At 62.0% G+C, this 21,292-nt stretch carries 22 protein-coding genes; 11 read left to right on the top strand and 11 right to left on the bottom strand.

The annotated features are described in order from the left end of the window. Window positions 1-37: 37 nt before the first annotated feature. Complete coding sequence (locus J2045_RS01935; protein WP_307368710.1) at window positions 38-751, bottom strand: GntR family transcriptional regulator; 714 nt, start codon at window positions 749-751, stop codon at window positions 38-40. Between the two features lie 261 nt (window positions 752-1,012). Here J2045_RS01935 and J2045_RS01930 point away from each other — a divergent pair, with 261 nt between their 5' ends. From J2045_RS01930 to J2045_RS01905, 6 genes are all read left to right on the top strand, one after another. Then, the gene (locus tag J2045_RS01930) at window positions 1,013-2,101 is read left to right on the top strand and encodes an ABC transporter ATP-binding protein (RefSeq protein WP_307368708.1); all 1,089 of its coding nucleotides are present in this window, start codon (window positions 1,013-1,015) and stop codon (window positions 2,099-2,101) included. Between the two features lie 32 nt (window positions 2,102-2,133). Beyond that, complete coding sequence (locus tag J2045_RS01925; protein WP_307368705.1) at window positions 2,134-3,423, top strand: ABC transporter substrate-binding protein; 1,290 nt, start codon at window positions 2,134-2,136, stop codon at window positions 3,421-3,423. A 223-nt stretch (window positions 3,424-3,646) separates the two neighbouring features. Next, the gene (locus J2045_RS01920; protein WP_307368702.1) at window positions 3,647-4,552 is read left to right on the top strand and encodes an ABC transporter permease; all 906 of its coding nucleotides are present in this window, start codon (window positions 3,647-3,649) and stop codon (window positions 4,550-4,552) included. A 2-nt stretch (window positions 4,553-4,554) separates the two neighbouring features. Continuing rightward, window positions 4,555-5,373, top strand: coding sequence for an ABC transporter permease (locus tag J2045_RS01915; RefSeq protein ID WP_102018640.1), 819 nt, complete (start codon window positions 4,555-4,557; stop codon window positions 5,371-5,373). A gap of 4 nt (window positions 5,374-5,377) precedes the next feature. Then, complete coding sequence (locus J2045_RS01910; protein WP_307368699.1) at window positions 5,378-6,121, top strand: aspartate/glutamate racemase family protein; 744 nt, start codon at window positions 5,378-5,380, stop codon at window positions 6,119-6,121. After that, complete coding sequence (locus tag J2045_RS01905) at window positions 6,118-6,969, top strand: GNAT family N-acetyltransferase (protein WP_307368696.1); 852 nt, start codon at window positions 6,118-6,120, stop codon at window positions 6,967-6,969. Before J2045_RS01910 ends, J2045_RS01905 begins: the two co-directional genes overlap by 4 nt. Before the next feature lie 6 nt (window positions 6,970-6,975). Here J2045_RS01905 and J2045_RS01900 read toward each other — a convergent pair whose 3' ends face one another. Genes J2045_RS01900 through J2045_RS01880 form a run of 5 tightly spaced genes read right to left on the bottom strand, consistent with a single transcriptional unit; the run spans window position 6,976 to window position 11,389 of the window. After that, entirely contained in the window at window positions 6,976-7,476 is a 501-nt protein-coding gene (locus J2045_RS01900) for a GNAT family N-acetyltransferase (RefSeq protein ID WP_307368693.1), read from the bottom strand. A gap of 1 nt (window position 7,477) precedes the next feature. After that, window positions 7,478-8,410: an ROK family protein gene (locus J2045_RS01895; protein WP_307368690.1), complete on the bottom strand. Its 933-nt coding sequence runs from the start codon at window positions 8,408-8,410 to the stop codon at window positions 7,478-7,480. Beyond that, window positions 8,407-9,591 (bottom strand): N-acetylglucosamine-6-phosphate deacetylase, encoded by a 1,185-nt coding sequence (gene nagA, locus J2045_RS01890; protein WP_307368687.1) that lies wholly within the window; start codon window positions 9,589-9,591, stop codon window positions 8,407-8,409. Before nagA ends, J2045_RS01895 begins: the two co-directional genes overlap by 4 nt. After that, window positions 9,588-10,610 (bottom strand): SIS domain-containing protein, encoded by a 1,023-nt coding sequence (locus J2045_RS01885; RefSeq protein ID WP_307369236.1) that lies wholly within the window; start codon window positions 10,608-10,610, stop codon window positions 9,588-9,590. Before J2045_RS01885 ends, nagA begins: the two co-directional genes overlap by 4 nt. An 11-nt stretch (window positions 10,611-10,621) precedes the next feature. Continuing rightward, on the bottom strand, window positions 10,622-11,389 hold the full coding sequence (locus J2045_RS01880) for a GntR family transcriptional regulator (protein WP_307368684.1): 768 nt from the start codon (window positions 11,387-11,389) through the stop codon (window positions 10,622-10,624). 483 nt (window positions 11,390-11,872) lie between these two features. On the opposite strand from J2045_RS01880, the gene J2045_RS01875 reads away from it, so the two are divergent. The 5 genes from J2045_RS01875 to J2045_RS01855 all read left to right on the top strand — a co-directional run bounded on the left by J2045_RS01875 (window position 11,873) and on the right by J2045_RS01855 (window position 17,327). Beyond that, window positions 11,873-13,057 carry a Gfo/Idh/MocA family protein gene (locus tag J2045_RS01875; protein ID WP_307368682.1) on the top strand — a complete coding sequence of 395 codons (1,185 nt, stop codon included), beginning with the start codon at window positions 11,873-11,875 and terminating at the stop codon, window positions 13,055-13,057. Between the two features lie 12 nt (window positions 13,058-13,069). Next, a complete protein-coding gene (locus tag J2045_RS01870; RefSeq protein ID WP_307368678.1) occupies window positions 13,070-13,954 on the top strand; it encodes a carbohydrate ABC transporter permease in 885 nt (294 codons plus the stop codon). Beyond that, window positions 13,951-14,811: a carbohydrate ABC transporter permease gene (locus J2045_RS01865; protein ID WP_307368675.1), complete on the top strand. Its 861-nt coding sequence runs from the start codon at window positions 13,951-13,953 to the stop codon at window positions 14,809-14,811. The genes J2045_RS01870 and J2045_RS01865 overlap by 4 nt, the downstream gene beginning before the upstream one ends. 65 nt (window positions 14,812-14,876) lie before the next feature. Next, window positions 14,877-16,097, top strand: coding sequence for an extracellular solute-binding protein (locus tag J2045_RS01860; protein WP_307368672.1), 1,221 nt, complete (start codon window positions 14,877-14,879; stop codon window positions 16,095-16,097). A gap of 99 nt (window positions 16,098-16,196) precedes the next feature. Then, window positions 16,197-17,327 carry an ABC transporter ATP-binding protein gene (locus J2045_RS01855; protein ID WP_307368670.1) on the top strand — a complete coding sequence of 377 codons (1,131 nt, stop codon included), beginning with the start codon at window positions 16,197-16,199 and terminating at the stop codon, window positions 17,325-17,327. 83 nt (window positions 17,328-17,410) lie between these two features. Here J2045_RS01855 and J2045_RS01850 read toward each other — a convergent pair whose 3' ends face one another. The 5 genes from J2045_RS01850 to J2045_RS01830 all read right to left on the bottom strand — a co-directional run bounded on the left by J2045_RS01850 (window position 17,411) and on the right by J2045_RS01830 (window position 21,259). Beyond that, a complete protein-coding gene (locus J2045_RS01850) occupies window positions 17,411-17,845 on the bottom strand; it encodes a GFA family protein (protein WP_307368667.1) in 435 nt (144 codons plus the stop codon). A 44-nt stretch (window positions 17,846-17,889) separates the two neighbouring features. After that, entirely contained in the window at window positions 17,890-18,279 is a 390-nt protein-coding gene (locus J2045_RS01845) for a type II toxin-antitoxin system VapC family toxin (RefSeq protein ID WP_307368664.1), read from the bottom strand. Further along, the gene (locus J2045_RS01840; RefSeq protein ID WP_298463443.1) at window positions 18,276-18,524 is read right to left on the bottom strand and encodes a type II toxin-antitoxin system VapB family antitoxin; all 249 of its coding nucleotides are present in this window, start codon (window positions 18,522-18,524) and stop codon (window positions 18,276-18,278) included. The genes J2045_RS01845 and J2045_RS01840 overlap by 4 nt, the downstream gene beginning before the upstream one ends. 165 nt (window positions 18,525-18,689) lie before the next feature. Then, complete coding sequence (locus tag J2045_RS01835) at window positions 18,690-19,781, bottom strand: D-TA family PLP-dependent enzyme (protein WP_307368661.1); 1,092 nt, start codon at window positions 19,779-19,781, stop codon at window positions 18,690-18,692. After that, window positions 19,778-21,259 (bottom strand): M81 family metallopeptidase, encoded by a 1,482-nt coding sequence (locus J2045_RS01830; RefSeq protein ID WP_307368658.1) that lies wholly within the window; start codon window positions 21,257-21,259, stop codon window positions 19,778-19,780. Before J2045_RS01830 ends, J2045_RS01835 begins: the two co-directional genes overlap by 4 nt. Window positions 21,260-21,292: the final 33 nt, after the last annotated feature.

Below are 21,292 nucleotides of genomic sequence, written 5' to 3'. Positions count from 1 at the left end.
TTCACAAGGTGCTCTGGTGCCCTCGTGCCTCGGTCCATCAAAGGGCGAGCGCGTCCTTCAGGGTGCGGGCTTCTGCCACCGACAGGTCGAGGTCGGCTTCGATGTGGTCGATGTGATGCAGCATGAGATGGGTCGCCTTTTTCACGTCGCCCTTTTCCAGCGCATTCAGGATTTCGTCGTGTTCGTCATGGCCGCAGCTGGAAATGCCGGTCCGTCCGTAAAGGGCAATGACGAGTGAGGAGCGGGCGACGAGCTCGTCCATGAATTTTTCCAGCACCTGGTTGCCGGCGACCTTGGCCAGCATCAGGTGAAAATCACCCGAGGCCTTGATTTCGGCCCGCCGCGCCGATGCGCCACGCTCGGCGCGGTAGCGTGCCTCTTCCTTCAGATGCTCCCGGAATGCGGCGATCTCTTCGGGCGTGATCCGTTCGGCGGCGGCGGCGATGATGCCGGTCTCGATCAGGCGGCGCGAGGCGAAAACCTGGCGGGCTTCTTCCGTGCTCGGATTGGAGACGAAGGCGCCGCGGTTGCGTTCCGTTTTGACCAATCCCTCGAAGGCCAGCATCTGCAAGGCGTCCCGGACAACCGTGCGGCTGACGTCGAACAGCGTCCCGACTTCCGCTTCTGAAAGTTTGGTGCCGGGGGCAAGGCGCCGGTCAACGATGGCGTCGCGCAATGCGTCCCGGATCGCGCGGGCGCGGTCTTCGAGGTTCGGGTCGAGTTGGCTGCGGAGCGAGCTCTTGGCGTTCATGGGTCCATCCGGTGTCTCAACCTCTTTTAGCGTGGAGAAGGCATTCGCGAAAGATGCAAGGAAGACCAAACGCACTTCTGATTGCATACAATCTGGCGCCATCATTGGCGCCAATCGATTAATTCGTGTGCATGCAGTTGTGCCGGCTGCCCATTGTTTTTGCGGCGCAGCATCTGCCTCGTTCGGATTCAATCAGTTAGCCACGCTGGCGCGAAGTTGGCACGGCTTATGCATCGTCATTGGCGAGACGAAGGAGCCGCCATGACGAAAGCCGCCGACATCGAACTTGCCGCCGTCACCAAGACTTACGGGACGTCGACTGCGGTTCATGCCATCAGCCTGAAGATCCCGGCCGGCACCTATTGCTGCCTGCTCGGACCCTCCGGTTGTGGCAAAACATCGACGCTCAGAATGGTCGCAGGCCATGAAAGCGTCTCCTCCGGCGATGTGGTGTTCGGCAATACCAATGTGACCACGCTGCCGCCGGCACAGCGCGGCACGGCGATGATGTTCCAGTCCTATGCGCTGTTTCCGCATCTCGATCTTGTCGACAATGTTGCCTTCAGCCTGAAGATGAAGGGCGTCGACAAGGAGACGCGTCGGCGCGAGGCGCTGGAGATGTTGAAGCTGATGCAGCTCGAGCCCTATGCGAGCCGCCGTCCGGCCCAGCTTTCGGGTGGCCAGCAGCAGCGTGTGGCACTCGCCCGCGCGCTGATCACCAAGCCGGAAGCCCTGCTTCTCGACGAGCCGCTTTCGGCACTCGACCCGTTTCTGAAAATCCGCATGCGCGCTGAGCTAAAGAAGCTGCAGACTTCGCTCGGCATCACTTTCGTGCATGTGACCCACAGCCAGGAAGAGGCGATGGCGCTTGCCGATTTGATCGTTGTGATGAACGAGGGGCGGATCGAGCAGGCGGATACGCCGCGCGCCGTCTTCGAGCGTCCGGCGACCGCCTTTGTCGCCCGCTTCATGGGCGACCACAACGTGTTGTCGGGGCGGATCGTCGAGCGAACCACCAACGGTCTGTTCATCGAAGTCGTCGGCGGTGGCCGCTTCTTCGCGCTCGGTGCGGCCCCGGTTGCCGACGATACCGCCGATATCGCCATCCGCACGGACCATGTGCGCATCGGCGCCGTGCCGGCCGATGGTCTCGGCTTCGACGGCATCGTCTCGAATGTCGAATATCTCGGCGCCAAGGTGAAGCTGACTGTCACCACCGCCTTTACCGATGAATTCACCGCCGTGCTCTCGGACGCGGCCTTCTTTGCCTCCCCGGTTCGCGTCGGGGAAGGCGTCACCCTGTCATGGGATCAGCCGGATTCGATCGTCCTCGGACGCATCGTGAAGTGAAGCCAAACCAATAAAACCAGGAGAACAGCGCAATGTCAGACAGCAGCAAGACGAAGAAGGGCGTATCCCGCCGCACATTCCTGAAGACCGCATCGGCCGCTGCCGGCCTCGCCGCCGGTTCGGGCGCGATCACCGGCTTCCCGACGATCTGGGCGCAGAACCCGATCACACTTCGCCAGTTCGGCACCGGCGTGTCGAACATCAATGCGATTGCCGAGAAGTGCAAGGCCGACCTCGGCATCACGCTTGAGATGACGGCAACCGATTCTGACGCAGCAGCTCAGCGCGCCGTGACCCAGCCGATGTCCTACGACATTGCGGACATCGAATACTGGATCCTGAAGAAGGTCTATCCGACCGGCGTCATCCAGCCGATGGAAACCTCGAAGCTTAAGTTCTACGACAAGGTCGTGCCGCTGTTCAAAAACGGCAAGCTTCTGCCCGACAGCGTGATTGCTCAGGGGACTGCGCCGCATACCGTCGGCTATGTTGAAAGCAAGGATGCCAAGACCTTTGCATCGGGTGAGACCGAACTCTTCACGATGATGCCGACCATCTACAATGCCGACACGCTTGGCATTCGTCCCGACCTCGTCGGCCGCGAGATCTCCTCCTGGGCCGACATCATGGACCCGGCCTTCAAGGGCAAGACCTCGATCCTCAATATCCCGTCGATCGGCATCATGGATGCGGCGATGATCTGCGAAGCCATGGGCATCATCAAATATGCCGACAAGGGCAACATGACGAAGGCCGAGATCGACACGACGATCGACTTCCTCATCAAGGCCAAGCAGGACGGCCAGTTCCGCGCTTTCTGGAAGTCGTTCGACGAGTCGGTCAACCTGATGGCCTCAGGCGAAGTCGTCATCCAGTCGATGTGGTCGCCGGCTGTTGCTGCCGTTCGCTCCAAGGGCATCGCCTGCAAGTATCAGCCGCTCAAGGAAGGCTATCGCTCGTGGGGCGGCGGTCTCGGTCTTGCCGCACACCTCACCGGCGCGCAGCTCGATGCGGCCTATGAATACATCAACTGGTACACGTCCGGCTGGGTCGGCGGCTATCTCAACCGCCAAGGCTACTACTCCGCCTGCATGGAAACCGCGAAGGAATTCATGTCTGCCGACGAGTGGGGCTACTGGATCGAAGGCAAGGCCGCGACCGGTGACATCATGTCTCCGGAAGGTGCTGTCATGGAAAAGGCCGGTGCTATCCGCGACGGCGGCTCCTTCGAAGAGCGCATGGGCAAGGTCGCCTGCTGGAACTCCGTCATGGACGAGGATCGCTACATGGTCCGCCGCTGGAACGAGTTCATCGCGGCTTGATGTCTTACCCTCCCCTTGAGGGGGAGGGTCGGAGCGAAGCTCCGGGGTGGGGTGAACGTCTGCAATGGATCACCCCCACCCGCGGCTTCGCCGCGACCTCCCCCCTCAAGGGGGAGGTGAACCACACGTGTCTTCTCCCCCCTTGCGGGGAGAAGGGGCGGCAGCCGGATGAGGGGCAACCTTCCCGGTCCGCTCTTTTCGAAGCGACAGGAGATCTAACATCATGGTGGAAGTGCGATTTCTGGGTGTCGGTGAGCCGAAGCCGAAACGCGTCATCCGTGTGCCGCTCGGGCTTGTCTCCTATCTGCAGGCAACGCCGCTGATGCTCATTCTCGGCGCGTTCCTGCTGCTGCCGATCCTGATGATCGGGACGGTGTCCTTCTGGGACTACGACTTTGCCCAGATGTATCCTGATTTCGTCACCTTCAACTATACCGAGACGCTCGGCTCCTGGGTCACCTGGAAGATCTATTTCAACACGTTGAAATTCGCCTTCATCGTCTGGGCGATCACGCTTTTCGTCGGCTTCTGGGTCGCCTATTTCCTGGCCTTTCATGTGCGGACCTCCGCCATGCAGAGCGTCCTCTTCCTCGTCTGCACCGTGCCGTTTCTCACCTCCAACATCATCCGCATGATCTCCTGGATCCCGGTGCTCGGCCGCAACGGGTTGATCAATACGGCGCTGGTCAATGCCGGCATCGTGCCGCAGCCGATCGAATGGCTGCTCTATTCTGAGTTCGCCGTCGTGCTCGCCATGGTGCATCTCTACACGCTGTTCATGGTCACGCCGATCTTCAACACGATGATGCGCATCGACCGATCGCTGCTCGAAGCCGCGCGCGATGCAGGTGCCAGCGGCTGGCAGATCCTGACCAATGTCATCATCCCCCTGTCGAAACCGGGCATGGCGATCGGCACGATCTTTGTAGTGACGCTGGTGATGGCCGATTTCTCCACCGTGCAGGTCATGTCCGGCGGGCAGAGCGCGTCCGTTGCGCTGATGATGAAGAACCAGATGTCGCTGCTGCAATATCCGGCGGCTGCGGCCAATGCCGTGGTGCTACTGGCCCTGGTTCTCCTCATGGTCGCCGCCATTCTCCGCGTCGTCGATATCCGGAAGGAGCTCTAAAGATGAATTCCGACAAGCGCCCGCGCGAATTCTATGTGCTTGCAGCCTTCTTCGCCCTGTTCGTACTGTTTCTCTATGGCCCGCTCTCGGCGATCCTGATCCTCTCCTTCCAGGGGCCGAACGGTGGCCTGACGTTCCCGCTCAACGGGGTCTCGCTGCACTGGTTCGGCAATCTCTTCGAGCAGCAGGCGGTGGGCGATTTCGGCGGCTCGTTCCGGCGCTCCTTCGCGCTCGGCTTCATGGTCATGGTGGTGACGGTGGTCGTTTCGCTGCTGGCGGGCCTTGCTTTCCGTCGCAAGTTTGTTGGCTCGACTGCGCTTTTCTACCTCTCAGTCGCTAGCCTCGTCGTACCGTCAATCATCATCTCGCTTGGTATCGGCGTTTTGTTCAGCCAGCTCGGGCTGCAGCCGGCCTGGTATTCCTCGGGCTTTGGAGCACATCTTACCTGGACACTGCCCTTCGGCGTGCTGATCATGTTTGCGATCTTCAACCGCTTCTCGCCGGCCTACGAGGAAGCCGCACGCGACCTTGGCGCCACGTCGTGGCAGACCTTCCGGCATGTCGTTCTGCCGATGATCGCGCCGCCTTTGATCGGCGTCGGGCTTTTCGGCTTCACGCTCTCCTATGACGAGTTCGCGCGCACGCTGATGACCTCGGGCACCTACAATACGCTGCCGCTCGAGATCTACGGCATGACGACCAATGTCACGACGCCGGTGCTTTATGCGCTCGGCACGGTGACGACGCTCTTCTCCTTCCTCGTGATTGCCGGAACGCTCGGTATCATCATGGCCATGAACCGCCGTCGGGGGCGGGCGTGATCGCATGAAAATTGCCGTCATCAATCCGAATACGACTGCGAGCATGACTGCGACCATTGCCGATGCTGCACGGCGGGTCGCCCATACCGAGACAGAAATCCTGGCGATCACCTCGTCGATGGGTCCAGTTTCGATCGAGGGCTATTACGACGAGGTCTTCGCGGTGCCCGGCCTGTTGGTGGAAATCGCCAAGGCGGAGCGCGAAGGGGCAGATGCGATCGTGATTGCCTGTTTCGACGATACCGGGCTGGATGCCGCACGCGCGCTGGCGGGCATCCCCGTCATCGGTATCTGCGAGGCGGCGCTTTCGGCGACTTCCTTTATCGCGCAACGGTTTTCCGTTGTGACCACCATGGAGCGCTCGCGGCTTCCGGTCGAACATCTCGTGCATCGCTACGGCATGGGCAGCCGCTGCAAGGTGCGAGCGGCGGATGTACCAGTGCTTTCGCTGGAAGACCCGAATTCGAACGCGCGTGACCGGCTGCGCAGCGAAATTTCTGCGGCGCTCAAGGACGACAGGGCCGAGGCGATCGTACTCGGCTGTGCCGGCATGGCGGATCTGACGGCGTCGCTTCGGCAGGAGTTCGGTGTACCCGTGATCGACGGCGTGGCGGCGGCCGTGAAGCAGGCGGAGAGCCTGATTGCGCAGGGCTTGTCGACCGCCAAGCGCGGCGCCTACGCGACGCCCGTCTCCAAGACCTATCACGGTGACCTCGCCCGTTTCTCTCCCGCTGCTATGGGCGTGTGAGCGTGGCGGAGGATCTCGAGATCAGGGTTCTCACGGCTGGCGAAGTCGAGGAGCTCGTCGGCTGGGCGGCGCTCGAAGGCTGGAACCCGGGGCATGGCGATGCCGCAGCCTTTCGCGCGGCAGATCCCGAGGGCTTCATCGGCTGCTTTGTTGAAGGGCGGCTGGCTGCCGGCATTTCGGCCGTGCGCTATGGAGACGGCTTCGGCTTCATCGGGCTTTACATCTGCCATGCGGACTTTCGGGGCAGGGGCGTGGGACGGCAGGTGTGGGAAGCCGGAATGGCGCATCTCGGGGATCGCGTGATCGGCCTCGACGGGGTTGTCGAGCAGCAGGCGAATTATGGCCGCATGGGTTTCGCGCCCGCCTATGACACCGTGCGCTGGAGCATCGATCGCATGCCGGCTCTGCCTGCGAGCTTCGCCCGGTGTGAGGCGATCACGGAGGGCGATCTCGCCGAGATCCTTGCGCTCGATCGGGCTTTCTTTCCCGCGCCGAGAGAAGACTTCCTCTCCGACTGGCTCAAGCCGCCGCGTCGTGCCTTCCTCTGCCGTCGGCAGGGTGTGGTGGCCGGCTATGCCGTGATGCGACCTTGCCTCAGCGGCTACAAGATCGGTCCGCTGTTTGCCATGGATGGGCGGACGGCCGAGGATCTGCTGAAGATCTGCCTTGCAAACCTCAGGGGCGAGGAAGTGCATCTGGATGTGCCGGAATACCAGGAAGGCTTTCGCTACCTGCTCGACCGTCTCGGCTTCAGCCAAGGTTTCCAGACGTCGCGCATGTATCGAGGCGAACCGCCCGAGGTGCAGAGGGCAGGAGTCTATGCGATCACCACACTGGAGCTCGGCTGAGGTGTCTCAGTCCGCCATGCCTGCCGGGGCGGCAAGCGGCAGCATGCCTTTGTAGATGCCGGGTGATGAGCCGGGGATGGCGATGGCACCGACGCTCTTTTCGTAAAAGCCCATGGGGCCAGCACCGCCGATGATGGCATAGCCATAGCCTTGGTCGCGCATGTCGATGAGTGTGCGGATCAGCAGAGCATGACCGATGCCGCGGCCACGGGCGCTTTCGTCGACGCCGGTCGGGCCGAAGAAACCCTTCATGGTCGCCTCGTGGCAGGCAAAGCCAAGCAGCGTTTCGCCTTCATGGGCAATCCAGCAGGTCACCGGCTGGCGCATGATCGCTGCCGTCGCTTCGGATGCCCAGCCGGCGCCGAAACGCGGCTCAATCCAGGCTGCAATCCCGGAAAGTTCGGGCACAAGCGCGCGGCGGATCGTGACGCCTTCGGCCATCATCCGCCGGTCGAGATCTGAATCGGCCTGGAGCTCATACAGTTTCACCAGCATGTCTGCGGCCATGTCAGTCTTCCTTGTGGTCTTTGGCGAAGTCGAGGCCGAGGATCGCAGCGCCCACCAGGCCGGGCTCGACACGGCAGGCGGCTGGCACGACGATAGGATGGGCGAACTTGCGCAGGATGCGTGACCGCAAGGCCTTGTCGATCCGCGTCAACAGTTCCGGGACGTTGGAGAGACCGCCGCCGACGGGTAGAATAGTCGTGCCGGTGACGTTGACCACCATCGACAGCGCATCGGTGAGGATGTCGACATAGACGTCGATGGTGCGTTCGGCCTTGGCGTCGCCCTTAAGCCAATCAGCGATGATCTCCTCGCTCGTCAGCTGTTCGGCGTGAATATGCTTGTGCAGCTTTTCCAGGCCCCGTGCGCTGCAGATCGCGTCGATGCAGCCGACCTGGCCGCAGCCGCAGTGGAAGCGCGGCACGTGCATCGGAGGCGTGCCGGCTTGCGTCGGCTGGATCGGCCCATGGCCCCATTCGCCGGCGAAACCGCTCTCGTTGATCAGCTTGCCGTCGATGACGAGGCCGCCGCCGACGCCGGTGCCGAGGATGACGCCGAAGACGACGCGGTGCCCGCGCGCCGCGCCAATGCCGGCTTCGGCCAGCACGAAGCAGTCGGCATCGTTGGCGACGATAACCGGCAGGCCGAGGGCAGCTTCGAGTTCGGCCTGCAGCGGGCGGCCGTGGATGCAGGGAATGTTGGCGACGACGGCATTCGCCGTATCGGGATCGATGACACCGGCAATCGAGATCGCGATACAGGCGGGGCGCTCTCCAGCCAGCGCTTCGGCCTCGGTTATGACGGATGCCAGCGTTGCGACGAAGGCGTCGAAATCGTGGATCGGGGTCGGCTGACGCGGGAAGGGACGGATGTCTTCCGGGCTGGTTGCGAGGGCCCCCTTGATTGCGGTGCCGCCAATGTCGAAGCAGACGATCATGCGATGGCCCTGCTGGCTTCTGTGCCCTCGGCGAAGACGCAAGTGCCTGCGATCCAGGTCGAGTGGATGTCGAGATCATTGCTCAGCACGACGAAGTCGGCATCCTTGCCAGCGGCAAGGCTTCCCTTGCTCGGAGCGCCGATGGCTTCGGCGGGATAGAGCGATGCCATGCGCAGCGCTTCTTCCAGGGGCTGTCCCAGTTTTTCGTGCACGTAGCGAACACAGGAGAGCATGTCGATGTCGGCGCCGGCCAGCGTTCCATCGGCAAGCGTCAGGCGGCCGTCGCGGCGGTATACGGTTCGACCGTTCAGGTCGAAGCTTGTCTCATCAGAGCCAATGGTCGACATGGCATCGGTCACGAGGAAGATATGGGCCGGGCCGGTCTTGGCGGCGAGCGCGATCTTCATGGTCACCGGATCGACATGGAAGCCGTCGGCGATCAGACCGCAATGCAGGGTGGGCGAGGCGAGGGCCGCGCCGACGAGACCGGGCTCCCGGTTGCCGAGCGGGCTCATGGCGTTGAAGAGATGGGTGACGAGTGTGGCACCCGCTGCGACATAGGGTTCGACGCCGACGCAACTCGTATCCGTGTGGCCAAGGCTGACGCGGTAGCCGGCCTCCACCAGGTGCTTGACCTGTTCCGGGGTGACGCTTTCCGGCGCCACTGTGATCATCGGGATGCCAAAGCGCTGTGCCTGCGCGACGAGATAGTCGAGATCGGCCTCCGTCATCGGGCGGATCAGGGCCGGATCATGGGTGCCCTTGCGGGCGATCGAGAGATGCGGTCCTTCGAGATGCAGGCCGAGATAGCCCGGCTCGCCGCCCCTGGCTGCGACCTCGCCAGCGGTGATCGCCTCGCGCTTGATCTCGGGCGCATCGGTGATCAGCGTGACCATCAGGGCTGTCGTGCCGTAACGCGCATGGGCCTCGCAGATCGTGCGGATGCCTGAGACGGTCGGGTTGTTGTTGAACAGCACGCCGCCGCCGCCATTCACCTGCAGGTCGATGAAACCAGGGGCAATAAGCGCATCGCCGGCATCCTGCCGGCGGATGCCGGCGGGCAGGTCTGCCTTGCGCAGGATGGCCTTGACCCGGCCGCTCTCGACTAGGAGCGCCGCGTCCTCGTGGAACTGGTGCCCATCGAAGATGCGGCGTGCGGTGATGGCGAAGGCTTGTGTCATTGGGTCTCGGTGACTTTCTTCAGTGCGACCGGCTTGTCGGGATTGAAGCCACGGGCACGGGAGAGGGATTCGATGAACCCATAATAGGGAACGATCAGCGCCAGCGCATCCGTGATCGGATGTCCTGTTGCGATGAAAGGCAGCTTGTGGCCGGCGGTCGCCTGATCCGAGGTGATGAAGCAGGTCGCGTTGCCCGCCGCGAGCTTCGAGACGGTGCCCGCGATCGAGGCTTCCGCCTTGTCGCGGGCGGCAAAGGCGACGACGGGGAAGTCACGACCGACGATCGAGACCGGACCATGCAGGACTTCAGCGGAGGAATAGGCCTCCGCATGCAGTTCGCAGGTTTCCTTGCATTTGAGGGCTGCCTCGGCGGCGATGGCAAGTGCCGGGCCACGACCCAGCATGTAGAGAGAGTCTGCCGATTTCAGCGGTTCGAGCAATGCGCTCCAGTCCAGCGCAAGTGCCTTGTCGAAATGCTCAGGCAGCGTGTCCACGGCGCGGGTTAGCGCCTCGTCACGGCTCCAGCTTGCGAGGATGGCTAGGCCCGCTACAACAGAATTGACGAAGGACTTGGTGGCGGCAACCGCAATTTCCGGGCCGGCCTTGATATCGACGGCGAAGGTGGCTGCGTCGCCGAGCGGGGAGGGCAGCGTGTTGACGAGGCTCACCGTGGTTGCGCCGCCGTCGCGGGCACCTCTGGCCATCGCGACGATGTCGGGGCTTGCGCCGGATTGGGAGACGGCGAAGGCTGCGGCCTTGCCGAGCTTCATCGGCGTCTCGTAGATCGACGCGAGCGAGGGGCCGAGCGAGGCGACTGGCAGGCCCATCTGCAGCTCGATTGCATATTTCAGGAAGTGCGCCGCATGGTCGGACGAGCCTCGGGCGATTGTGACCACGACACCTGGATCCTTGTCACGCAAGGCGTTTGCAGCCTCGGCGATAACGGTTCTGGAGGTGTCCAGCAATCGGGCGGCGGCTGCGGGGATCTCGTTGATCTCCTCACGCATCTTGGTGGTCATCATACGTGCTTTCAGTCTTGGGGCTTCATGGGCGAGCCGATGCCGAGTTCGGCGACCAGGTCATAGGCGTCGCTGCGATAGAGCGCGCGCGACATTTCCATCACGCGGCCGGTTTCGAGATAGGCAATCCGCTGCACCGAGAGCGCTGCCGATCCAGGCGGAACGCCGAGCAACTTGGTTTCCTCGTCCTTCAAGAGGACGGCGGAGATGCGCTGGTTGGCGCGCACAGGCCGGATGCCGGCATCCAGAAGGCAAAGGTAGAGAGAGTCCTCTATTCTGTCCGGGGCCGGCAGCAGGTCATCCGGCAGGCTGGTGCGCTCCAGCGCAATCGGCATGTCGTTTGCGGTTCTCAGGCGATCGATGCGGGCGACGCGTGCGCCGCTGACGAGGCCGAGCATCATGGTTTCTTCGGCCGTCGGATAAAACAGGCCGCGTCCCAACCAGCGGGAGCCGGCGACCATTCCACGACGGCGCATGTCCTCGGTGAAGGAGGTGAGCTGGCTCAGCGGCTGCTGCATGCGCTGAACGGGTTTGACAACGAAGGTGCCAGATCCACGCCGACGGACGAGAAGCCCTTCTGCCACCAGTTCGTCGATCGCCTTGCGCACGGTGACCCGGCTGATGTCGGCCGCATCGGCGATGTCGCGCTCGGCCGGCAATGCCTCTCCATGCTTGAGGCGCCCGGACGCCACGGCATCCTCGATCATCTTTCGGAGTTTGACGTAAAGCGGTCCGCCGCGGACGGACTGCAGCTGTTCGAGGGGAAGAGATGTGCTCATGCGCTTCCTCTGCCCCAGTGTCGGGCGCATCGCAAGCGGATCGCGGTGGCGCTTTCCGTTCTCTCTCTCCGCATGGATCCATCCCCTTGGTGGTCTTTGCGAAAACAATACCAACCAGAAACCTATTTCGCAAATGGTTTTGATGTGGGCTCTTCTAATCCTGTGCAGATTAAGAAATTTCATCATGAAAACAGGATTCTGCGCGTTTTTTGCCCAATTTGGACATAACCAGCTTTACGATTGGACTAGTTTTGGTATCTTAAATTAACGATTGGAAAGAAGCCCAATTTACATCCCCGTCGCCAAGGCTTGTGTCGAGACTGGTGGTGCCGGGTTTGGTGGGTGGGGCGCTCATTTTTCAATCTTGCGGATGGATCGTGAAAACCATTTTCATCAATGCGGGGAATTTCGCTTCCCGTGTTGACGATCTCGGAAATTTGACGCAGTCTGCGAAAAATAATTACGAAAGCAGGGGAATGCATCATGAAGGTCGCGATTATCGGGCTCGGATTCCGTCTCGGATATCTGGGTCGGGTGTTCAAGGAGATCGACCCGCGTTTCGAGATCGTCGGCTATGTCGATCCGGCTCCGGCCGGCATGGCGACACTCAATGAGCATGGCATCTCCCCGGGCAAGGTCTATGAGACGCCTGAAGCCCTGATCGCAGGTGAGGCTTTCGACCTTCTGATGATCGGGTCGCCCAACCATCTGCATCTCGATCATATCCGCATCGGTCTCGAGGCCGGTCTGACCGTCTTTACCGAAAAGCCGATCGTCACCAGCATTGAGGAAAGCTATGCGCTCGCCTCCCTGCTCAATACCTACGGCCATGACCGCCTGCTCGTCGGGCTGGTGCTGCGTTATTCCCCGCTCTATCGCGACCTGCGCAAGGCGCAGGAAGAAGGGCGGCTTGGTAATGTCGTCTCGATCGAGGCCTCCGAGCACATCCAGCCCTATCACGGTGCCTTCTTCATGCGCGACTGGCGCCGCTACGGCCGTTATGCCGGTGGTTTCATGCTGGAAAAGTGCTGCCACGATCTCGACCTCTATAACGGCGTGGTCGGCGCCCGTCCGCGCTTTGTCGCGAGCTTCGGCGGTCGCAAGAGCTTCGTGCCGGAAAATGCGCCGGAAGCCGAAGGCATCAACGATCTCAACGTCTACCACCGCAAGCCGAGCGGCTGGCAGGGCTCCGACAAGGTGTTCGACAGCGATGGCGATATCATCGACTACCAGACCGCGATCGTCGAATACGAGAACGGCGTGTCGATGACCTTCCACACCAATCTCAACGTCCCGGACGAGTTCCGCCGCTTCTGCGTGATCGGATCCAAGGGCATGGCGGAAGGCGACTTCGTGCGCGGCTTCATGGATGTGCATGACGCCCGCACCAATGAGAAGGTCATCGCCAATACCTATAAGGCGCCGTCAGCGCTTTCGCAGCATTACGGTGCGGACGAGCAGATGGCCGAAGACGTGATCGCCTTCGTTCAGACGGGTGCCAAGCAGCCGGTCTCTGCCATCGATGCACTCGAAGCCGGCATCCTGGCGCTTGCCATGGACGAGGCGCGGCTTGCCCGCAAGGTTGTTGATCTGAAGCCGGTCTGGGAAAAATTCGATGCCTGCCTGCATGGCAGCGCCGGTGCGCCCGCTCGCGCCCGGTCGGCGTAAGGGAGCGGTCGGATGCAAGCTCGCCGAAGCGCTATCCTGTTTGCCTGGCTGCTGATCGCGCCGGCCCTTGTCTATATCGCCGTCATCGTCGCCTATCCGCTGGTCGATACCTTCATCCTGTCCTTCACCGATGCGTCGCTCAGGAAGACGACGAACTGGGTCGGCTGGGCCAACTACGAGAAGATCTTCAACGACACCTTCGGCGAAGTCATCGTCCGGACCTTTGTCTGGACCTTCTTCTCGGTGTCCATCAAGATGATCATCGGTACCTTCGGCGCAGCCATGCTGAACGCCGCCGTTCCTGGCCGTACGCTGTTTCGCGTGCTGACCATGCCCCCATGGATCGTGCCCATGGCGATCGGTATCTTCATGTGGGGCTGGATGTATAACGGCCAGTTCGGCATGATCTCCGGCGTCCTGCAGCGCATGGGCGTGGTCGATGGCCCCGTCGCCTTCCTGGCCTATGGTTCGACGGCGTTCTGGGCGACTGTTTTCACCGATGTGTGGATCGGCGTGCCGATGGTGACGCTATACATGCTCGCTGCCATGCAGGCGATCCCGCAGGATCTCTACGAGGCCGCCTGGACGGATGGCGCCGGTCGCTTCTATCGCTTCCGCCGCATCACCCTGCCGCTGATCCTGCCCGCCATGATCACCATGTCGATGCTGTCTCTGATCGCGACCTTCAATTCCTTCGACATCATCTGGATCCTGACGCGCGGTGGTCCGAGCGGCGAGACCACGACGATGATCATCGACACCTATCACACGGCGATCGGCTCGAAGAAATACGGCGAGGGCGCTGCCCGTGCGGTGCTGATCTGCATCTTCCTCTCGATCTTCTGTGTTGCCTATTTCCGCGTGACCAGCCGTCTCTCGCAGGAGCCTGCCCGATGAGCTACGACAAGACAGCCCTGATCAATCGCTACAAGTGGTATGAGCTGGTCGGCATCTATAGCGGGATCGCGGTCTTCCTGACCTTCGTTCTGGCACCCTTCGTCGAAGGCTTCCTGGTGTCGCTCAAGCCGCTCAGCCAGCTCTTCTCCTCGCCCTATCGCTTCTGGCCGGAAAACGGCTCATTCGACGCCTACATCACCATGTGGGACAGCGTTCCGGGCTTTGCGCGCTACATCTTCAACTCCTTCTTGATCTCGACCATTGCGACCGTCGTCGTGCTGATCCTGGTGGTGCCGGCATCCTATGCCTTTGCCCGTTTCGAGTTCCGAGGGCGTGGCCAGTTGCTGGCCGCCTTCCTGGCGGTCAACATGTTCTCGGGTGCCGTGTTGCTCATCCCGCTCTTCCGGCTGATGCGGTCGCTCGGCGTGCTGAACACTTACTTTGCGATGATCGTGCCGGGTGTCGCCTTCCTCATCCCGTCGGCCATCTGGCTCTTGCGCACCTACATGATGCGCATCCCGCGCGAACTGGAAGAGGCGGCCTATGTCGATGGCGCCGGTTACTTCTACACCTTCCGCCGGGTCATCCTGCCTCTTGCCACGCCTGGCATCGCCGTCGTCGCCATCACGACCTTCATCGGCGCCTATGCCCAGCAGTTCATCTTTGCCCTCACCTTCAATTCCAAGACCGAATACATGCCGCTTCCGATCGGGCTGTTTGCCTATTTCGGCCGCCAGGAGGTCATCTGGAACGAGCTGATGGCGGCAAGCTTCGTCGGGATCACGCCGGCGATGATCGTGATCTTCTTCCTGCAGCGTTACCTCGTCAGCGGACTGACCGCCGGTGCGGTGAAGTAAGGGCTGCCAACCAAAAATTCGGGCCAACCGGACGCTTTCAACCTGTCAACAAAGGGGAACTACCGATGACAAGAAAATTGACCATGCTCGCGGGCTCATTCGCCCTGCTCGCAAGCTCGGCGCTCACCACGCTGGCGGCTGACCAGGAGATCAGCTGGATCTATTGCGGCGACAAGATCGACCCGATCCACGAAAAGTACATCGCCGAATGGGAAGGCAAGAACGCCGGCTGGAAGGTGAAGCCCGAAGTCGTCGGCTGGGAACAGTGCCAGGACAAGGCCACCACGCTCGCTGTTGCCGGCACGCCCGTTGCCATGGCCTATGTCGGCTCGCGCACGCTGAAGGAATTCGCCCAGAACGACCTCATCGTCGAAGTCCCGATGACGGACGAGGAAAAGGCGTCCTACTATCCGAACATCGTCGACACCGTGACCTTCGAGGGCACGCAGTGGGGCGTTCCGATCGCGTTTTCGACCAAGGCGCTCTACTGGAACAAGGACCTGTTCAAGGCCGCCGGTCTGGACCCGGAAAGCCCGCCGAAGACCTGGGCTGACACGATCGCTGCTGCCAAGCAGATCAAGGAGAAGACCAGCACTGCCGGTTACGGTCTGCCGGCCAAGACCTTCGACAACACCATGCACCAGTTCATGCACTGGGTTTACACCAACAATGGCAAGGTGATCGACGGCGACAAGATCGTCATGGACAGCCCGGAAGTTCTGGCCGCCCTGCAGGCTTACAAGGACATCACGCCTTACTCCGTCGAAGGTGCGACCGCCTACGAGCAGAACGAAATCCGCGCCATCTTCCTCGACGGCAAGGTCGGCATGATCCAGGCCGGTTCGGGCGCCGCCTATCGCCTCAAGGATACCAAGATCAACTGGGGTGTTGCCCCGCTGCCGCTCGGCCCTGCAGCCAAGGGTGAAGGCACGCTGCTGATCACCGACAGCCTTGCCATCTTCAAGGGCTCGGGCGTCGAGGAGAAGGCGACGGAATTCGCCAAGTACATCACCTCGACCGACATCCAGCATGAATACGAGCTGCAGGGCGGTGCCGGCCTCACCCCGCTGCGTCCGGGCGCAGTCGTTGACCAGTTCGTTGCCAACGAGCCCTTCTGGAAGCCATTCATCGACGGCATCGCTTACGGTGGTCCGGAGCCGCTCTTCACCGACTACAAGGGCTTCCAGAACGTCATGATCGAGATGGTCCAGTCGGTCGTCACCGGCAAGGCAGAACCCGCCGACGCCCTGAAGAAGGCAGCTGGCGAACTCGAGCAGTACAAGTAATCTCGCGCAACCGAGGCTCCGCGGGCCGTATCCGGCCCGCGGATTTCATCAGGCTTATTTGGCCGGTCTACGACGGATCGGCAGTGGAGACTAATGGTCGTGGGTCAGCTATTTCTGAAAAAGGTGCGCAAGTCGTACGGACATTTCGAGGTCATCAAGGGTGTCGATCTCGAGGTGAAGGACGGCGAGTTCGTCGTTTTCGTCGGTCCCTCGGGCTGCGGCAAGTCCACGCTGCTGCGCATGATCGCAGGCCTCGATGACACGACCGACGGTGACATCGTCATCGATGGCGAGCGGGTCAACGACAAGCCGCCGGTCGAACGCGGCATCGCCATGGTCTTCCAGTCCTATGCGCTCTATCCGCATATGTCGGTCTTTGAGAATATCGCCTTTCCGCTGCGCGTCGAGAAGCTCTCCGAAGAGCAGATCCGGGAGAAGGTGGGTGCCGTCGCGAAGATCCTGCAACTCGATCAACGCCTGCAGCAGCGACCCGGCCAGCTTTCCGGCGGCCAGCGGCAGCGAGTCGCCATCGGCCGCGCGATCGTGCGCGAACCGAAGATCTTCCTGTTCGACGAGCCGTTGTCCAACCTCGACGCGGCGCTGCGCGCCGACATGCGCATCGAGCTGACCAAGCTGCATCGCGACCTTGAAGCGACGATGATCTACGTGACCCACGACCAGATCGAGGCCATGACCATGGCCGACCGCATCGTGGTGCTGAATGCCGGGCATATCGCCCAGGTGGGTGCACCGCTCGAGCTCTATCACAAGCCGCAGAACACCTTCGTCGCCGGCTTCATCGGCAATCCGAAGATGAACTTCGTGCCGGTCACCTGTGTCGGCGTCGATGCGATCGGCGTGACGATTTCCTATGAAGGGCAGACGGCGCTGATCCCGGTCGATGCGCGTCCGGATCTTGTTGGCCAGACGCTGACGCTCGGGATCCGGCCTGAGCATACGCGTCTCAGCGAAGGCGATATCAACATCATGGTCACGCCCAGCGTCATCGAGCGTCTCGGCATCAACACGATTGCCTATGCTTCGCTGCCAAACGGCGAGCCCTATTGCGCGCTTCTGCCGGGCTCGGCGCCCATCCGCGTCGAGCAGCCGATGGTAACCGGCATCATGGCTGCAGACTGCCATCTCTTCGACGGCAACGGTCAGGCGCTGGAGCGCCGCATCGACTGGCGCACCCTCGACTTGCCCGCCTCCGTCACGGCGGCTGAATAAGCTCCTCCCGGCCATGCCAAAGGCCAATCCCCTGGTCCGCCTTCGGGCGGACCTTTTTTCGTTTGGGGGCTTGCGGCGCGCTGTCAGTCCGGAAAGCCGTCAAACTGCGGCAGGTCGTCGAGGATCTCGTACCACGAGGCCTTGGAGCCGACGAAGATATGCATGGAGGGTTTCATTGAGGGCGAGTCGATGAGCGTTCCCATGGGAAGATGGACTTTCACGCTGCCATTCTCGGCAATCCAGGAATAGACGAGGGAACCGCAGGTGCGGCAGTGCATGTCATGGATGTCTTCAGGGTCTCCATGGCGGAACATGGCGTCTGCGCCTGCGGTGATGGCAAAGTCCTCTACCGCGACACCAGCGATCGGCTTGAAGGCCGAGCCCGTGGTGCGGCGGCATTTCGAACAGTGGCAGTTGATCGCGTAGAGAAAGCGATCGGCGACCTCATAGGTCACGGCCCCGCACATGCAGCCGCCGCGCAGCCGGTGCAGACCCTGCAACTGTTTGTGCTCCGTCATGATGGCCCTTCCGCCTTGAGGCAAAGGATTTGGCAATGGCAGCACTAAGCCGCCGGGCGAATGTCCGTCTCCGCGAAGTCTTTACCCTTGAACAACAGCGGTTCATCAAGATCCTTGGAGAGAGCGTAGGCAAAGCAGTCGCCAAAGTTCAAGCCGGCCTTGTGCCTGCCTTTGCCGAAATCAAGGAAAGCTTGTCGGGCGAGATCGCCCTGTTCGACTGTAACGGGCTCAATGGTGATCGCTGCGCGGCGGAAGAAGGCTTCGACCTGCCGCATCCCCTCGGGCCCGAGCTGCTTTTCAATCACCATGGATAACTCGACATAGTTCGCCACGCTGATCCGCGTTATCGCCGCGCCGTGGATCAGTCGCGTGAAATCGGCAGCTTCCGGTTCGCCATAGAAGATCGCCACCATGGCTGATGTGTCGACGATCATTTCGGCAGGCCATCCTCGTCGTAGAGAAGCTCCGCGTGATCGGCGTAAGGCTGCGTCAGATGCGCTGCGGCCCGGCTCGCGATCGTCAGAAGTTCATCGACCGAAGCCTTGCCTTTCTGCTTTTCAATCTGCGCATAGCGCTCGCGCAGAGCCTCGGTGACAACACGGCTCATGCTCTGCCCCGTGGCAAGGGCGATCGCCTGAGCGAGGCGATGCGCTTCGGGGTCCTTGATGTTGAGGCTCATGACGCATTGCTCCATTCTACCAAGGTAGCCAGAATTCTACCATTCTAGCCGACTTCAGAGCCGTTTCAAAGCGTAGCCGTCACGGCTCAAACTCCCTGGCGGAAGTACCTTTAGAGTGCGCATCGTGGGCCTACCCTCGATAGGCGGCCTGTCGCCTAGGACTGATTACCAGACCAGCCCACGCGCCGCGACCTCTTCCACACGGGTGACGATGCCGTCCTTGTGGAAGGTCATGATGTCGAAGAGGTTCGAGACCACGCAGGTGTGGTTGGGGACGATCCTGACCTTCTCGCCGATCTCGGGGCGTCGTCCCTGAACCTCCGACAGATCGACCGTGCCATGCTCCTCGGAAAGAGCTGTGATGACCGCGTCCGGGTACTCGACGATCATGCCGTAGTCGGAGAAGCCGAGGAGGTCCGAGGTCAGGGCTTTGGAGCCGGCGTCGAGGATGGCGCGATCTGCGGTCGGGCGGGAGACGACGGTCGCCAGGATGTGCATGGCGCAGTCGTCGAGGCTGCAATGGCCCGATCTTGCCATGGCGCGGTCATTATAGACATAGGTGCCGGCCCGGTGCTCGGTTGCCGAGGTCACCTTGTGCGCGGAGAAGAGGCTGGGCGTGCCGCCGGTGGAGACGATGGGGCAGGGGATACCGCGGGCAGAGAGGCCGGCGAGTGCAGCGGCGAAGAAGGCTTCCACCGCCTCTTCGGTATCGGCCTTGGGATAGGTCAGGATGCCGCCGAAGGTAAGGCCGGGGGCAGCAGTGATCGTCTCGGCCAGTGCAATCGCCGCCTCCGGGCTCTGGACGCCGCAGCGTCCGCCACCCGTGTCGCATTCAACGAGAACCGTGAGCGGGCGCGTCTGTGAGAAAGCGCAGGAGAGACCGCGCACCGTCATTTCGCTGTCGGCAACGACCTTCAGGCCGGAGATGCGGGCGTTCAGCGCCGCGAGCCGCTCAAGCTTCTCCGAACCCAGAATGTTGAAGGTGATCAACAGGTCCTCGAAGCCGGCATCGGCGAAGATTCCGGCCTCGGTGATCTTCTGGCAATTGATGCCCTGCGCGCCGGCCTTGACCTGTTGGCTGGCGATGGCCGGGATCTTGTGGGTCTTGATGTGTGGGCGGAAGGCGAGGCCGTGGCTATCCATATAGGTCTGCACACGGGCGATGTTGGCGGCGAGCTTGTCTTCGTCGATGAGGGGCAGCGGCGTGGAGAGTTCGGCAATCGGCTGGCCGGGCTTGGGGCGGGGGAGTTCCATCATGCGGCCTCGCTGCCTTCGGGTGTGTCATGCGGATTGGCCATGATCGGCCAGATATCGCGGCGCACATGGCGATAGGCTGTTTTGGCCGGATTGTTCGGATAGGGCGTTCCGGCGGCGCAGTAGAGAATTTCCGCGGCGATCTGCGAGAAGGCCGCATAGAAGTGGTTGGTCGACTTGATGACGAGCAGATGCTTGGCTGTCGGGTCGATACCGAGCGCGGTGAAGAGCGAGGGGTCGTAGCTCTGGACCCGGACCGAACTGAGGATGATGTCGATGCCCTCAAGCCGGATATGGGCGGCATCGCCGAAGGGCGCTATGCTATCGCCGAAACGCATCTCGGCATTGGGCACGACCTTGACCACCGTCACCAGACCGTCGACCGGATGACCGGTGCCGGGGGCCGATTTGGCGCCGAAACGCAGCGGTATCTCGGCACCTTCGCCAGCGGCCATGCAGATCTGCACGGCAATCGGATCCCAGATCATGCCGACCGCGGCATCCGTTACGCCCCGCGCGAGCATTTCTGCCAGGATGACGGTCGCGTCGCCCGCCGTTCCGCCGCCCGGATTGTCCCACATGTCGGCAATGACGACGGGGCCTTGCGGGTAGGCGAGCGCCTGGTCGAGGGCGGACTTCTCGTCGATCTGCGGCATCATGAAGGTGCCGCGCTTGGCGAAAAGCTCAAGGCCGAGGTCGCGGGCGAGCATCGCGCCCTTGTCGGCATTGCCGTTGGTCACAGCGATCGTCTTGGTGCCCATCTCCGGCACGTCGCCGGCCATGAAGCCATGGATGACCGAGAGCGACAGAACTTCCGGATCGACCTGTTCAATGGCCATAAGCCTGTCAACAAAGCTGCGCATCGGCTCGCGCGAGGTCGGGAAGATGTCGATCATCCGGCAGTCGAAGACCGACATGGCCGGCTTGACCCGACCTTCCAGCGTGTCGACTGCGATCCGCCAGAGATCTTCAGCGCGATCGACGAAATCGGTGTGCGGGAATTCCTTGAATACGACGAAGAAATCGGCGGCTGCGACGCGTTTTGCCGTCAGGTGGCTGTGCGGATCGAGCTCAGCGCAAAGAAGGATATCAGGGCCGATGATTTCGCGGATGCGGGTGAGCAGATCGCCTTCCGGGTCGAGATAGCCGTCGGCGACCATGGCGCCATGCAGGCCGAGCACCACGGCATCGACGGGCATGGCTGCGCCCAGCTGATCCAGGATCTCGTCGCGCAGGCTCTCGAATGTCTGTCGGTTTACGAGACCCGCCGGGTCCGCCCAGGTCGCGGTGCCCTCGATCAGCGTCCAGCCCTTGTCAGTGCAGACCTTGCGACCGACCGTGATCGGCGCGGTGCAGAGCGTCGGCGTCGCGGGGTGTTGTCCCGGAGGTGCATAGAGCGAATCCTCGAAGGCGCGCCGGTCGATGCAGATCGGGGAGAAGGTGTTGGTTTCCGTTGCGAGCGCGGCGGTGAAGATGCGCAAGGGCCGACCTCCAGGTTTCAAAGGGTTGAGGGC

This window comes from Peteryoungia aggregata LMG 23059, assembly GCF_030814435.1.
Classification (GTDB): Bacteria; Pseudomonadota; Alphaproteobacteria; order Rhizobiales; family Rhizobiaceae; genus Allorhizobium; species Allorhizobium aggregatum.
This window is presented reverse-complemented; position numbering and strand designations above follow the sequence as displayed.

Coding starts and splice junctions, on each gene's coding strand:
- J2045_RS01935 (WP_307368710.1), bottom strand. CDS start 751: ATGAACGCCAAGAGCTCGCTCCGCAGCCAACTCGACCCGAACCTCGAA.
- J2045_RS01930 (WP_307368708.1), top strand. CDS start 1,013: ATGACGAAAGCCGCCGACATCGAACTTGCCGCCGTCACCAAGACTTAC.
- J2045_RS01925 (WP_307368705.1), top strand. CDS start 2,134: ATGTCAGACAGCAGCAAGACGAAGAAGGGCGTATCCCGCCGCACATTC.
- J2045_RS01920 (WP_307368702.1), top strand. CDS start 3,647: ATGGTGGAAGTGCGATTTCTGGGTGTCGGTGAGCCGAAGCCGAAACGC.
- J2045_RS01915 (WP_102018640.1), top strand. CDS start 4,555: ATGAATTCCGACAAGCGCCCGCGCGAATTCTATGTGCTTGCAGCCTTC.
- J2045_RS01910 (WP_307368699.1), top strand. CDS start 5,378: ATGAAAATTGCCGTCATCAATCCGAATACGACTGCGAGCATGACTGCG.
- J2045_RS01900 (WP_307368693.1), bottom strand. CDS start 7,476: ATGGCCGCAGACATGCTGGTGAAACTGTATGAGCTCCAGGCCGATTCA.
- J2045_RS01895 (WP_307368690.1), bottom strand. CDS start 8,410: ATGATCGTCTGCTTCGACATTGGCGGCACCGCAATCAAGGGGGCCCTC.
- nagA (WP_307368687.1), bottom strand. CDS start 9,591: ATGACACAAGCCTTCGCCATCACCGCACGCCGCATCTTCGATGGGCAC.
- J2045_RS01885 (WP_307369236.1), bottom strand. CDS start 10,610: ATGACCACCAAGATGCGTGAGGAGATCAACGAGATCCCCGCAGCCGCC.
- J2045_RS01880 (WP_307368684.1), bottom strand. CDS start 11,389: ATGAGCACATCTCTTCCCCTCGAACAGCTGCAGTCCGTCCGCGGCGGA.
- J2045_RS01875 (WP_307368682.1), top strand. CDS start 11,873: ATGAAGGTCGCGATTATCGGGCTCGGATTCCGTCTCGGATATCTGGGT.
- J2045_RS01870 (WP_307368678.1), top strand. CDS start 13,070: ATGCAAGCTCGCCGAAGCGCTATCCTGTTTGCCTGGCTGCTGATCGCG.
- J2045_RS01865 (WP_307368675.1), top strand. CDS start 13,951: ATGAGCTACGACAAGACAGCCCTGATCAATCGCTACAAGTGGTATGAG.
- J2045_RS01860 (WP_307368672.1), top strand. CDS start 14,877: ATGACAAGAAAATTGACCATGCTCGCGGGCTCATTCGCCCTGCTCGCA.
- J2045_RS01850 (WP_307368667.1), bottom strand. CDS start 17,845: ATGACGGAGCACAAACAGTTGCAGGGTCTGCACCGGCTGCGCGGCGGC.
- J2045_RS01845 (WP_307368664.1), bottom strand. CDS start 18,279: ATGATCGTCGACACATCAGCCATGGTGGCGATCTTCTATGGCGAACCG.
- J2045_RS01840 (WP_298463443.1), bottom strand. CDS start 18,524: ATGAGCCTCAACATCAAGGACCCCGAAGCGCATCGCCTCGCTCAGGCG.
- J2045_RS01835 (WP_307368661.1), bottom strand. CDS start 19,781: ATGATGGAACTCCCCCGCCCCAAGCCCGGCCAGCCGATTGCCGAACTC.